The sequence below is a fragment of the Olivibacter sp. EAT-5 genome (assembly GCF_044784325.1).
GTDB classification, from domain to species: Bacteria; Bacteroidota; Bacteroidia; order Sphingobacteriales; family Sphingobacteriaceae; genus Olivibacter; species Olivibacter oleidegradans.
This window is the reverse complement of sequence record NZ_CP173028.1, coordinates 2,418,998-2,433,008: the sequence shown is the minus strand read 5'-3', so window position 1 is coordinate 2,433,008 and position 14,011 is coordinate 2,418,998. Positions and strand designations below refer to the sequence as shown.

The 14,011-nt window shown below is 42.8% G+C and carries 10 protein-coding genes; 3 read left to right on the top strand and 7 right to left on the bottom strand.

The window, feature by feature from the left end:
• Window positions 1-106: 106 nt before the first annotated feature.
• Entirely contained in the window at window positions 107-1,177 is a 1,071-nt protein-coding gene (locus ACH11B_RS10035) for a FecR family protein (protein WP_013665210.1), read from the bottom strand.
• A gap of 1,115 nt (window positions 1,178-2,292) precedes the next feature.
• Between ACH11B_RS10035 and ACH11B_RS10030 the strand changes: the two genes are divergently transcribed.
• The 3 genes from ACH11B_RS10030 (at window position 2,293) to ACH11B_RS10020 (ending at window position 5,354) form a co-directional block, all read left to right on the top strand.
• Window positions 2,293-3,186, top strand: coding sequence for a helix-turn-helix domain-containing protein (locus tag ACH11B_RS10030; protein WP_377613572.1), 894 nt, complete (start codon window positions 2,293-2,295; stop codon window positions 3,184-3,186).
• Between the two features lie 91 nt (window positions 3,187-3,277).
• On the top strand, window positions 3,278-4,621 hold the full coding sequence (locus ACH11B_RS10025; protein WP_377613573.1) for an amidohydrolase: 1,344 nt from the start codon (window positions 3,278-3,280) through the stop codon (window positions 4,619-4,621).
• 64 nt (window positions 4,622-4,685) lie between these two features.
• On the top strand, window positions 4,686-5,354 hold the full coding sequence (locus ACH11B_RS10020; protein ID WP_377613574.1) for an ankyrin repeat domain-containing protein: 669 nt from the start codon (window positions 4,686-4,688) through the stop codon (window positions 5,352-5,354).
• Window positions 5,355-5,380: 26 nt separating this feature from the next.
• Here the strand turns inward: ACH11B_RS10020 and ACH11B_RS10015 are convergent, their stop codons facing one another.
• The 6 genes from ACH11B_RS10015 to ACH11B_RS09990 all read right to left on the bottom strand — a co-directional run bounded on the left by ACH11B_RS10015 (window position 5,381) and on the right by ACH11B_RS09990 (window position 13,932).
• On the bottom strand, window positions 5,381-5,980 hold the full coding sequence (locus ACH11B_RS10015; protein WP_013665206.1) for an RNA polymerase sigma factor: 600 nt from the start codon (window positions 5,978-5,980) through the stop codon (window positions 5,381-5,383).
• Window positions 5,981-6,158: 178 nt separating this feature from the next.
• Window positions 6,159-7,439, bottom strand: a complete 1,281-nt coding sequence (locus ACH11B_RS10010; protein ID WP_377613575.1) for a fibronectin type III domain-containing protein — start codon at window positions 7,437-7,439, stop codon at window positions 6,159-6,161.
• Window positions 7,440-7,587: 148 nt separating this feature from the next.
• A complete protein-coding gene (locus ACH11B_RS10005; protein WP_377613576.1) occupies window positions 7,588-8,793 on the bottom strand; it encodes a metallophosphoesterase in 1,206 nt (401 codons plus the stop codon).
• Between the two features lie 18 nt (window positions 8,794-8,811).
• Window positions 8,812-10,572, bottom strand: coding sequence for a RagB/SusD family nutrient uptake outer membrane protein (locus ACH11B_RS10000; protein WP_377613577.1), 1,761 nt, complete (start codon window positions 10,570-10,572; stop codon window positions 8,812-8,814).
• Between the two features lie 10 nt (window positions 10,573-10,582).
• A complete protein-coding gene (locus ACH11B_RS09995; RefSeq protein WP_377613578.1) occupies window positions 10,583-11,926 on the bottom strand; it encodes a SusC/RagA family TonB-linked outer membrane protein in 1,344 nt (447 codons plus the stop codon).
• The gene (locus ACH11B_RS09990) at window positions 11,818-13,932 is read right to left on the bottom strand and encodes a SusC/RagA family TonB-linked outer membrane protein (RefSeq protein ID WP_377613579.1); all 2,115 of its coding nucleotides are present in this window, start codon (window positions 13,930-13,932) and stop codon (window positions 11,818-11,820) included. Before ACH11B_RS09990 ends, ACH11B_RS09995 begins: the two co-directional genes overlap by 109 nt.
• Between the last annotated feature and the right edge of the window lie 79 nt (window positions 13,933-14,011).

Here is a 14,011-nt window from a genome sequence, read left to right as displayed (position 1 = left end):
AATAAATTGATGGGCTGAAACTTACCCGCTAATGATGTTCCAGCAGCTTTAGCGGGTTTTTAGCATGCTTGGTTACGTTCTCCTGTTTATTCTTTTCATATCGGTTTTATTGTTGGTTTTTTAAAGTAAATATGACCATACCGTCTTCCAATTGATACCGCGCTTCAACAGCTTTGGCAATTAAGTCGAGCTTCTCCTGCAAAGAAACCTTTCCTAAAAAAGCCGTAATCGTTCGATTCGTCAAAACTTGACTTTCAATCCGCACAGGCACACCATAATATTCCTGTATGATTTTAGCCACCCTATCCATTGATATATTTTGAAAATCAAAGGCTTTTTCAAAATCATCCTGCATGTGTAAAGCTTCTCGTGAAGGTATAGCAACGAGTGAATGATCCCCTTGCGTTCGCGTTTCTTCGCCCGCTTTTAATAGCAATCCATCGGATTCATCGGGTCTCGATTTAGCCCGGTGTATTCGTTCCTTGACACGGACAGAGCCGCTCGTTACTACCACATGATGGTCTGCTACGCCTGGTTTAGCATCTATGAAAAAACTCGTTCCCAAAACCACTGTGCTCAATTGATCCGTATTAACGACAAAAGGTTGCTGTTCATTTTTAGTAATATCAAAGAATGCCTCTCCCGTTAGGTACACCGCTCTTTTAACAGCAAAGGAGTCGACCTGATAGCTTAGTTGCGACTTTGGTTGCAAGATAACGGTAGACTGATCCGGAAGTTGAACCAGTAGGGCCATATCTGCCGAATTCTTCACTTGCTTTACGCCTCCATCTTTTGCAATAACCACTTCCAATTTGGTCGAACGGGTAACTAATCCCTTCCACAATATAAGTCCGGACACAAGGACGATCAGTGCCGCAGCACTCCATTTATAGAGCTTTCCTTGCAGGGCGCCTATTTTTTTTGTTGTAACATTGCCCGCATCAAAGGCTTTATCTAGAATATTTTTTTGTAAGTCGTCCGTTCCCCCGTTTATTGGCTTTATCTGCATATGCAACAACATCTGTCGCGCTTCTTCTGCAAAGGGAACAAGTGCCGGAAAAAGAACAAAAACTTCTTGCCAGTGCCGGTCGCTATCCGGCCGTGGAAACCTCACCCAGTCAGCAAAATTGTCATCAGTTAAAAAATCGACCGTTTTATAATGTCTATAATGTTGCATGTGGCGTTCAAGCGCTGTCTCTAAAACTATATAGACATCAAAAAGCAAAATCTACTCATGCTTTTGCTTTTTTTTGAATAAAAATAGTTTTGGGATGTTAATTATTAGGTATTGGTTATTAGTTGTTAGTTATTGGTTATTGGTTATTGGTTATTGGTTGTTAGTTGTTGGTTATTGGTTGTTAGTTGTTAGTTATTAGGAATTAGCTTTCGGTCAGCGATGGGTCGTACATAGCCTATGCCGGTTATAAGTGCTAAGTTATACGTTTTAAGCAGGAGCTTGTGCTATTGCTTGTGCAACTGTAATGACTTGTCCTGCTACCTATGTCCTGCTACCAGTGTCCGTTTAAGGCTTAAGAGTGCTAAGTTATACGTAATTAAGTAAGGGCCTGTGCTATTGTAACTACTCGTTCCACTGTAATAATACATTATTAAAGCTGATGGCTGAAAGCTGACTGCTGATAGCTTTTTAGTTATAAGTGCTAAGTTATACGTTTTAAGCAGGAGCTTGTGCTATTGCTTGTGCAACTGTAATGACTTGTCCTGCTACCCATGTCCTGCTACCAGTGTCCGTTTAAGGCTTAAGAGTGCTAAGTTATACGTAATTAAGTAAGGGCCTGTGCTATTGTAACTACTCGTTCCACTGTAATAATACATTATTAAAGCTGATGGCTGAAAGCTGACTGCTGATAGCTTTTTAGATATAAGTGCTAAGTTATACGTTTTAAGCAGGAGCTTGTGCTAGTGCTTGTGCAACTGTAATGACTTGTCCTGCTACCCATGTCCTGCTACCAGTGTCCGTTTAAGGCTTAAGAGTGCTAAGTTCTACGTAATTAAGTAAGGGCCTGTGCTATTGTAACTACTCGTGCCACTGTAATAATACATTATTAAAGCTGATGGCTGAAAGCTGACTGCTGATAGCTTTTTAGTTATAAGTGCTAAGTTATACGTTTTAAGCAGGAGCTTGTGCTAGTGCAACTGTCTGTACACACAGGGCAATTATTATTGACAAGTGTTTACATTTTCAGGTGTAAATGAGCTTCGCTGCCGCTTCGGTTATTTACTCGAGCTCTCATCAACCAAAAGAAAATAATAGGATGAAATTAAAAAACATTCATGATTCACTATATTTACCTTATGCCCACATATAAAGAGGATCATACAATACCCATTATCGGAATCCATGGGTTTCGAAAAGGACAGATTGCCGGTCGTGAGGAAATCATATTCAATGAACTTCATGGTAAACGGCTAATCGAGAAGCCTCATAAACACGACTTTTTTATTATCATCCTCTTTGATCAAGCACAGGGAACACACAATATTGATTCGATAGATTATCAAATCGGCAACCATCAAATACACGTTTTATTTCCGGGCCAGATGCATAAATGGGATATAGAAACAGGAACCACCGGATATCAACTGATGATCGAACGTTCATTTTTCGAGCAATTTGCTCCCTATTTCAGGTTTTCCTTTACCAACTACCAAAATCACCCTGTTATTCAATTGACTGATGAGGCCTTCCAATTGTTATTATATGAGTTTAATGCTATCAAGCATGAATTAAAGAATGATCGTTCACTCGTACATCTGATCAGCGCTCGCGCTGCAGTCATTGCCGCAATTGTTAGTAGAGAAGCAGAAGGCACGTTCACCGAGTTCAAGGTTTATCAATCCAATCCCCGGCTAGCTAAATTCAACACCTTAATAGATGAATTTTTCAAGGAGCAGAAGCTAGTGACTTTCTATGCAGAACAGCTACATATTTCACCCAATTATCTGAATATCCTTTGTAAAAAAAACCTAAAAGTTTCAGCAACACAGCTCATACAGCAACGAGTATGTATCGAAGCAAAAAGAATGCTACAAAGCACAAGCCTTTCCATTAAAGAAATTGCTTTCGAACTCGGTTTCGTAGATCACGCTTATTTCTCCAACTTTTTTAAAACCCAAACAGGAATAACACCTTCGGCTTTTCGCGAAACAGATAAATTTCACAAGTAATAGCAGAAATCCTTCACACCTTATAAAAAGTAGGCATCGTACCTTTGTCATTAGGTATCGTATAATTTGAACGTGAACAAACAATAAAAAGATGAATCATTCAATGCTATCACGTAAAGAATTCCTTAAAAACGCAACCATAGGATTTGCAGGCTTATCACTCACGCCAGGTGTGGTCAATGCACAGGTTAGCAAAGGAGCAGCGGAGAGAAAAGAGGAAAAATTAATAGAGGCCGGTAATTACACGCTGAAGAATGTTCGCTTAGAAACTGGTTTCGAGTACGAAGACGGCGAAGTGGTTGCCACCAAAACAGCGCTTTTTTCCATTGAAGTAGCAAATAGAAAAATCAGAAAAATTAGTCCTAATCAGTCCACTGCGGAGGCAATTGATGCCAAAGGCCTACTTATGCTCCCTTCCTTTAGGGACATGCACATTCATCTTGATAAAACTCTCTACGGAGAAAACTGGCAGGCAGTAAGAAAAAGGACCGGTGGCGTAAAAGGAATGATTGCCCTTGAGCAGAAAATATTGCCCGAAATGTTGAAAAATTCAACTTACAAAGCAGAAAAACTTATTGAACTTCTTCAATCGAAGGGAACATCCTTTGCAAGAAGCCATGTCAATATCGAACCAACGTCGAAGCTAGATTCCTTAAAGCATCTTCAAAACGCATTAGAAAACAAAAAAAATGGTTTCGGAGCCGAGCTGGTCGCATTTCCCCAACACGGCGTTTTTTATACCGATACCGTTCCCTACTTGAAAGAAGCAGCTAAAACCGATATAGATTTTATTGGCGGACTGGATCCTTATTCAATCGATGGCGCAATCGAAAAGACAATAGATTTTACCGTACAACTTGCGCTCGACCACAACAAAGGCATCGATATACACCTACACGAATCCGGAGAATCTGGATTGAGAACAGTAGAATACCTCATCGATAAGGTAATCGAAAATCCGAGGCTAAAAGAAAAAACTTACCTGAGTCATTGTTTCGTTCTTGGGAAGCTAGATGCTAGCAAACAGGAAGAAATCGCTGAAAGGCTTGGTGCCGCTGGAATAGGCATTGTTTCTACGATACCTTTCGGAGGACTGATCATGCCGATTCCCATCTTACTAAAGCACAAGGTGAAAATCATGACCGGGAATGATAGCATTATCGATCACTGGAACACTTTCGGAACGGGAAGCGTACTGCAAAAAGCGAATCTAGCTGCACAATTGTACGGATACACCACCGAATTTGACTTATCGAGAATTTTAAAGCTGGCAACCGCCGGTCCGCTTCCCTTGAACGATCAAGGGGTACAACAATGGCCTAAAGTGGGTGATGATGCTAATATAGTTTTCATCGAGGCCAGCTGTTCTGCTGAAGCTGTTTCGCGGGTTTCACCTGTTAAATCACTCATCTATCAAGGCAATATTGTCTTTTAAATTGAAAATTTTCAGCACTTGACAAAAGTGCTGAGGAGACTGATCATTCAAAACTAATTGAATTATGAAAACAATATTTTTTGTAATGATGCTCATAACGACCGTTACCTCATGTAATTTAACGATGCCGGAAAGTACAAAAAAGATCTTGAACAATCAGGACATTCTAAACCTAGTAGAAAAAAACGATATACAAGGCGTTTCTAAAGCACTGCAAAACGGAGCGGATGTAAACACAAGAGATAAGAGCAAACGATCACTGCTCTTGATCGCGACAATCAACCATCAAACTGAGCTGGCTAAACTGCTGGTAACGCAGGGAGCGGACGTCAATCTACAAGCAGATAACCAAGACAGCCCTTTTCTTTATGCCGGTGCTAGTGGACAAACCGAGCTGGTACAGTTATTTCTGAATCACGGAGCGCGTTTCGATATCTTCAATCGTTATCAAGGAACGGCGCTTATTCCCGCTTGTGAGCGCGGGCATATCGAAACCGTTCAACTATTAGCTAACACCAAAGGATTCCCGATAGATCATGTCAATCGCTTGGGATGGACCGCCCTGATGGAAGCCGTACTGCTAGGTGACGGAAGCGAAAAATACCAACGGATCGTACAGATCCTGAAAGACGCAGGTGCCAAGCTAGATATTCCCGATCATCAAGGTGTAACACCGCTTCAGCATGCACAAACCAAAGGATTTAGAGAAATTGTCAAGATCTTGCAACCTTAGTTATTTGTCAATACAGGCTTGTTCCTTTAGCTAAAAAACAACAATACGAAAAAGAAACACCAGTAAGCAATCAGTGTTTCATAGTCCACTTTTTTCTTGAGCGCAACCAGTGCCCCGCGCAAAAGATTGTAAACCGATTGATGATTTAGATTCATCATTTCAGCAATTTTTTGTTGTCGGAGGCCTTCATAAAACCGTAAATAAAGAATTTCCCGCTGACGAGGTGAAAGCTGATCGATATAGGACTTCAAACGCTTTCGAACAGCGGGGGGCGTTGCAGTCTGTTCATCCAGTTCGATAAAGAAGTCGGGAAATTGATACTCAGACTCCTGAAGCTGCTCTTTCATTTGCCACTTCGGAAGTTCACGGCCTATTTTATTTCGAACAGCCTTCATCAGGTAAAATTTCAAAGAAACCGGCTGCTGCAAGTATTGCCTTCGCCTCCATATAAAAAGAAACACCTCTTGTACGCAGTCCTTTACTAATTCCTCATCTGTGCACAAGCGCATGCCATAATCGTAAAGAGTGTCTGTATAACGCCTCACTAGGGCAGTGAAAGCCCCTTGTTGCCCATCAACCAGTCCATCCCACATAGACCGATCATCCCATGCCGATTGCTCTCTCATAATTGGTTATTTGATTCCGATTCGTTAGTTTTCCATCGAAGATGTTACAAAACTAATTATACCGGGAGAGAAAAAATTACAAGATATAACCTAATCTATCAGCAATTTTAGCATTTTATGAACCGTCTACCTATATTCCGAATGATTTCGGAACATTTTCATCACCAATCGGAGTCTATCAATCTGGGCGCATCCGCTCGATATAGGTAGCGGGTTGATTACGCGAGCTTTTCTTCAGTTCGAAAGTGTCAAAAAGTTCACCCGAAGCCTTATAGGCTTTATAGATTAATCGATCGTGATTAACATGAATGATCTGAAATAACTGTGTATGAGAAGCCAACTTATCAGCCCATTGGTTATCCGAGCCTATCTCATACATTTTTGGCCCCGCCACGGACACCAAATACATAGGGCCACCGGCACTTTTTTTCGACTTTCCGACTGGCAAATTTCTACCACGTCCATAGGTATGATCATGTCCTTGCATCAATATATCAACATGATATTTTTCAAATAATGGTTGAAATAGCTCACGAAACTCCTTATTATCCCTTCCTTTCGCTGTCGAGTAAATTGGATGATGAAAAGCCAAGAATGTCCACCGCTGCGGATTATTCTTCAAAACCTGTTCCAACCAGTCGAATTGTTTTTTACGCGCAAGACTATCCTGCACAATCATTTGCGAATTCAGGGAAATCAAGCGAACATTGGCGTAATCTACGTAGTAAACACTTTCCTGCATTCCTTTCGGCCCATTCGTAGGTAAAGTGTACTGTGCTTTCCAATGTGGATCCAACCTTAACATTTGCTGTTCATCACGCTTATACTCATGATTACCCGGTGTCGGCACACTCGGTATCATACCATTGATGAACCCACCGCCGAAATGCCATTCACCCCATTGCTCATCGTTGTTCGACCGATTGATCAAATCGCCTGCATGTACAATAAACCGCGCATCGCCTTCGGTAGCAAATGCCTTTCGAATTACTCTAGACCATTTGGATTTAATATCATTCTGCGCATCACCCAAGTAGATAAAAGAGAAAGCCTCTTCTTTCGCAGGAGCGGTTCTAAATTGAAACCATTCGCTCCATAAAGTATCACTCCCCACACGATAAGCATAGAGCGTATTTGGTTTAAGGTCACGAAATGTCACTCGATGATAATGTGCAGCCGCATATTCCTTATCTATCAGACTGTTCGTTGTTGCTTGGAGACGACGTGCTTTGGGTGGTTCGAGTCCCGGAGCACTCATTTCCTCGGCAATTTCCGCCCAACCGGTAACTATTGAAGTATCCGTACGCCAGGTAACAGACTGTGTGGTAGTCGGATCCTCGGCCCAAGTCAATATGACGCGGTCCGGATACACCGTTGGTTTAAATAGCTGTGCCTGTACCTTGCCCGTTACAAAAAAGAAAAGACAGCAGTAGCAAAAGAATTTGATGTGTGCGCTCATAAATGTAAGCTGAATAAAATCAGGTTGCAATGCAAATATACCGGTCGTAATATTAAGCAAGTATTAAGTTATCGGACCAATTCCCACGAAAAAGCCTTGGCTTAAGAGCCAAGGCTTTTTAATTTACTCGAGCTTATCCCCTATGTGATTATTTTCTCTTACGTGCCACCAAGCGGTAGGTTCCTACTTCAGTTCCCGTATCAGCTAGCATGGAAAGATTCAATTCTCTTTCGTTGGCCTTTAGTTTTATCAATGTACGATTTCCTTCTTTTGGGCCCCCACCAATGATAATGGGATAACTGTGACCTTCCTGCGGTTTGTGTACACCGTAGCGATGGGTATGTCCTGAAATAACCATATCAACTCCGTACTTTTCAAACAGCGGCGAGAAGAGCTTCCGACAATGCATAGTTCCATGCCAGTCGCCTGAATGGAAAGGAGGAATATGCATTAGTACCACGCGAAAGGCAGCTTCCTTTGCACTTTTGCTTTGTAACTCGGCTTCCAGCCAGCGTGCTTCCTCTTCCCTAAAGACATCAAAGGCGGCCAACCCGTCGTATTCCACATCGTCGTCTACTTTGTCTTCCCCCGTATCCAAAGCAATAAAATGCACCGGTCCACGGGTAAAAGAAAAATAAGGCTGATTATTTATATTTTCAAAATAATCAGTCAAATGGTAAGCGAACTTTCCACGCGTCTCATGGTTTCCACGAACAAATAAAAAAGGCTTTTCTGACGCAAATATTTCCGTACACGGCTGAATCAGGTGATCAATCAGTTGTTGTTCACTTTCCTGATAGTCGAACATGTCTCCATTCAAAAAAACAAAATCAAAAGGATCCGTGCCATTTAACTTCATGAGCTGACCAAAAGAAAGAGGCCGATCGTGAATATCATTAAAGATCAGCATGGAGACTTCCCTATTGGAAGGATCGGGTGTAGTAAACTGATAAAAGTCGCTAAAGATCGTTTCCCCGAATGTTTTCTCATAAGGTTTAAACATCTGTATCTCGCGCGAACACACGCGATAACGATAAGTAACGCCAGGTTTTAAATTCCGGAGCGTAATTCGATGCATGGTATTGTTCGCAACCACCAAACCCAATACGACAGCCTGCGCTTTTCGTTGCTCGCCACCTTTTACTTCCTGAAATTCTACCCAACTATGGCTCGGTTTAGCAGTTATCCAGCAGATGGTCATCGCATTCGCCATTGGGTTTTGCAGGTACGGCTTCGTAAGAAACACATGGCTTGCCTGAGATTCTGCACCGATCCAGGCCGGAGCAATAAACCCTATCGCACTGCTTTTAGAAATCACCGATACAAAAGCCCTTCTATTTAATTTTGTTGTCATGCCAGTCATTCTTTAGGATTAAAAATTAGGATTTTGCTGTAATTTAGGATTCTTTTGTATTTCCCCAATGGGAATAGGCGCAAAATAGCCCTTTACATTAAATTGGCGCGGTGCCACATCAATTATTTTGTATTGATAGGTGTAAGTCTTCCGGTCTGCATTGAGCTTCGCCAAGATATCTATTCCTTTTGCCGGTACGTTCATTAAACTTTCAGCAATCAACCAGCGTCGCATATCGAAGTAACGATGCCCTTCGAAAGCCAGTTCATACTTACGCTCATAACGATACAGATCGACCAAAGCCTGTCCACTGACCGTTGAGGTCGGCATGCCGGCACGTGTTCTTACCGTATTGATTGCTTCCCGGGCCTCTGATTCCCTGCCTAAAGCGAGTGCGGCTTCGGCATAATTCAACAAGATTTCGGCATAGCGAAAAATGATCCAAGGCTGCTCTCCGCGAAAAAACTGTCCATCTACATTGATATCCAGAAATTTTCGGGTATAGTAGCCCGTGATGGAAGCATTCCAATTCTCAATCGGACTATAACGGGTGTCCACGCCCCATACTTCCTCAATTTTATTGGTGGAGGCATTATATACTTCCTTACGCCCCGTTTGAATCACATTGTCGGGATCCAGCGCCGCCGCGTCTGTGGGCCGCTGTCGCCATTTGGCACCATTATATAAAATAGACGCATAAAATCGCGGATCACGACCTACATATGGATTTGCTGCATCCTCCGGATTATTCCAATCAAAAGGAGCGCCATCCCGTTTTTGATAACCCGAAACAAAGTTCTCTATCGGCAAGTTGCCACCCCAGTTATGATAACCATTTGGTCCGTTCCATAAATCCACGGATGTACCTTTCAATTCTTTGTTATGCAGAATGGCAAAAATGATCTCCGGATTATGATTGTCTAAAAATACTCGCCCATAATTTTCGGTAGCAGAATCTGTAGGTTGGTATAAACGATGCGGCCCTGGGTTATCCAACAGATCTTTGGCCGCCTCATAAGCTCGCTGCCACCGTTCCTGCCGGTTACCACCTACATAGCCTACCAAAGCATTGCTGTTTGCAGCTTTATTATATAGATCACTTGCTGCATATAAAAGGATACGCGATTTAGCCGCCATGGCGGAAAACTTGGTAGCCCGTCCCTTATGATCCGCCCCGTAACTTTCCGGCAATAACGCAATCGCTTGATCGCAATCAGCCACAATTTGCTCAACGCAGTCTTCAAAAGAACTACGCTCTACAAACATTTCCTCACCACTGTCCAAGCCGAAAGATTTAGTAATCAACGGTACCCCGCCAAAATGACTTACCAAATTCAGGTAAAAATAGGCGCGCAAAAAATAAGTTTCTCCTAACAAACGATTTTTCATCGCTTCGTCGGTAAACGGCACATGATCCATATTTTCAAAAAGGAGGTTACAATTCCGGATCGCCTTATAGTACGGTTCCCATCGTCCGAACTGGGTTAAGGTTCCCATATTTTCCGGTGTAAAAGTCCCTTTTAAAACGACGTCCGTGCCCTTATCACGTAGGTACATCCCTTCATCTGTAATGGCGGTATGCATCACCTTCCAACTATCGATAAAGGGGTCCCACACGTCCACATACAATTCATTTACATACGATTGTACCAAGGCAGGATCCTTCCATACGTCCGCATCGGAAATGGAATCCATGGGTTTCCGATCCAAAAAATCGTCCTTACAGGCACCGAATACCAAAAGGAAAAAAAGTACCGCAATATTATATCTTTTATTCATGATTTAGCTTTTAGAAAGTGAGATTAGCACCTATATTGTATATTTTAATTTGTGGATAATATTGCCCTGATCCGTTTCGAATTTCAGGATCAAAAATCTTCATTTTATCCCAGGTAAACAGGTTTTGTCCACTGAGATAAAAGCGTAAACCTTTCAGCTTGATTTTTTCAATCACGTGTGCCGGAAGGGAATAACCAACCTGTAAGGTCTTCAGACGAACATAATCGGTATCCCATAACCAATAGGAGTTCGATTGGGTGATCCAATATTCTCGACTATCATATACACGGGGAACATTCGTGTTCGGATTATCCGGTGTCCAGCGATTTTCTACAAAAGCAAGGGGAAAATTCCCGATCAGGCCCGACTCGGTTCGCACATATTGCGAGCCTCCGGTAGCGCCCTGAAAAAGCGCCGAAAGATCAAAGTTTTTGTATTGCAAATTAATATTCAATCCGAAATTCCACTCGGGGAAAGAAGGTTCAAAACGGATACGGTCCAACGCATCTATTTTGCCATCTCGGTTAAAGTCCTCAAAGATCACATCTCCCGGGCGGGCACCTGACCAATGAGGATAATTTTCCAGCTCCTCTTCATTTTTGAATACCCCGATGGCATGGTAATAGAGCCCGGATCCAATGCGAGAACCGGTATATTGTTGGTATGCCGGGATATTTTGGGATTCATCCCAAAACAGAATCTTGTTGCGCGCAAAGGAAACGGTGCCACTGATGTCCATTCGTAAATTCCCGAAGGTATTCCGATGGCTTAAAACCGCGTCAAAACCTTGATTACGAACTTTTCCCAAATTTTCATCCGGTAATGTAAAACCGATATATTGTGGTATCGATTGTGCACGCGGAATCAGAATTTTATCGCGGTCCGCTCGGAAATAATCAAATTCCAGTCCGAAACGGCCATTCCATAATTGGGCTTCTACGCCTAGATTTAAAGTATTAGCTACTTCCCAAGTTATGCTTGGATTAGCAACTCTAACGGGATAGACGGAGGGGTTTAGATTCAGGTTATCTCCAAAAATTGCGCCATCATGAAAGCTATAATTGCTTAAGAATTGATAGTTTGCTACCATATCATTTCCCATTTGTCCATAAGAAGCCTTCAACTTCATGAAATTGACGGTTTTCGTATACTTGTTCCAAAAGTGCTCATTGGATAAGACCCAACCGGCTGACACTCCGGGAAAGAAGCCATAACGTTTCCCCGCGGGAAAGTTTTGTGAACCATCTACCCGAAAATTAAAGTCGAACAAATAGGTGTCATTATACTGATAAGAAAGACGGCCGAAATAATTTCTTCGGGCAAATTCATAGCCGTGCCCGTCCACTTCACGCATATCCTGCCCCCCCCCGCAAAGAGTTGATCGACCACCGACGAAATGAAATTCCGACGATAGCCCCTGATATCTGTACCTTTATCTACATTCTGCTCATATGCCACAAAACTATTAAGGTTATGCTTTCCGAAGCTTCGTACATAGTTGATTTTTGTATTAAAGAGCACTTGCTGATCTTGATTATAACGTTCAGTCAGTTCCGGCGAATTGACGCCCCGCTGCGCAGGCACCAGCTTTGGCTCGTTATTTTCATCAAAGCCACCAAAGGAATACAAGGTCCAAGGCTTTACAAAATTTTTGCGGTGCAGCACCTCTACACTCGCTGCATAGGTTCCATCTACAAATAAGCCTTCAACTCCCGGAATCTTGATTTTATAACCAATAATCGCATTCCCGAGGTTAATCACATGGTGGTTATAACCCGCTTCCTCTGTGGATGTCACTACGGGGTTGTTACCTCCTTCAATATCCGGCCCAGGGAGGCCGTTTGGCCAAACGGCAGTCTCCGTTGGCCGCCCGCGTTGAATAAAACGGAAAATGTCCCCAGCTCCACGCGGCGCATAATTTCGGTTGGTATGCCGCCCCTGCAAATCAAAGCTCAATTGTATATATTCGTTTACCTTCGCATCCAAATTAACCCGTAAGTTTTGTTGCTTATAATTGGTTGCACTATTTCTATACACGGCATCTTCATATTGAGAACCCAGGGAGACGAAGTATTTAAGGCTTTCTGATCCTCCCTGTAGACCTAGATTGTGCCGATTCTGTAAGGAAAGCGGTTTAATAACCGCATCGATCCAATCCGTGTTCGGATGCGTATAAGGCGATGAACCATCGGCAAATTTTTGGATATCTTCTGCCGAAAATTTAATAGGCTGCCCCGCATATTCAAGAATCTCATTGGTCAGTTGCGCGTATAACGGTGCATCAGCCATTTTGGGCATTCTCGTTGGGGTCACAAAACCCTGGTTAAAGCTATAGTCGAGCGTCGCCTTTCCGTCAATTCCACGTTTTGTTTTTACTAGGATAACACCGTTCGCTGCTCTGGCACCATAAATGGAAGCAGAGGCATCTTTTAATACAGAAACGCTTTCGATATCGTTCGGATTAAGTTTATCAAGGCCGCCTAATAGGCTAGGAACACCATCCACTACTATCAAAGGGCTATTGTTTCCCATCGTATTCTGTCCGCGAATAAACAGTTCGGCACCTCCGGATCCAGGTTCCCCTGTTGTTTCCAGTCCGGTAATCCCCGCTACACGTCCTGCCAGCGTATTGGCTACATGGGTCGTAGGCGCCTTATTGATCTCTTTCCCCGAAACCGTTGCAACCGCTCCCGTTACTGTGGCTTTCTTTTGTACACCATAGCCAACCACTACTACTTCACTCAAAGCGGCACCTTCTTCATGCAATTGCACATCGATCGTTTGCTTTCCTTCTACCGGCACTTCCAATTGTCGATAGCCCACATAAGAGAACAAGAGTACATCACCCTTAGCGGCCTGAATACGATAATGCCCTTGACTATCGGTATTCGCACCCTTACCACCGCCTTTCACCAGCACACTGGCTCCCGGTAAGGGGTTTCCCAAGGTGTCGGTTACACGACCGCTTACCAGCAGTTGTTTTATAGCATCACTCTTAGCCTTCACATTGTTGAGCGACACGGCGATGGTATGGTTAATTTGTCGGAAAGACAATCCGGTTTGGGTCGCAAGCTCCACCAAAATATCCGATACCGCATAAGTTCCGGAGATTGAAACCGGACTTTTATAACTATCCAAGGCTTTTGGATATAAGAATTTATAGTTTATTTTCGACTCCAACACTTCGAGCACTTGCTTAACGGTTGCCTGTTTCATATCCAAGTGAACGGTCAGCGTTGCGAGTCCCTGTGCTTTTCCTGTAGTGGCAAAAGAACAGGATAAGCTTATTATAAGAAACGCAATAATGGTTGCGATACGCATAACTATCCTAATTACTACTTGTTGTAGTATTAATTTCATAATTTTGAGTGTTTAATGAATATTGAGTTCGTTAATCCGTAGCAGCTTTTCTTACCGGCCAAAGTATTGTTAAGCTGCC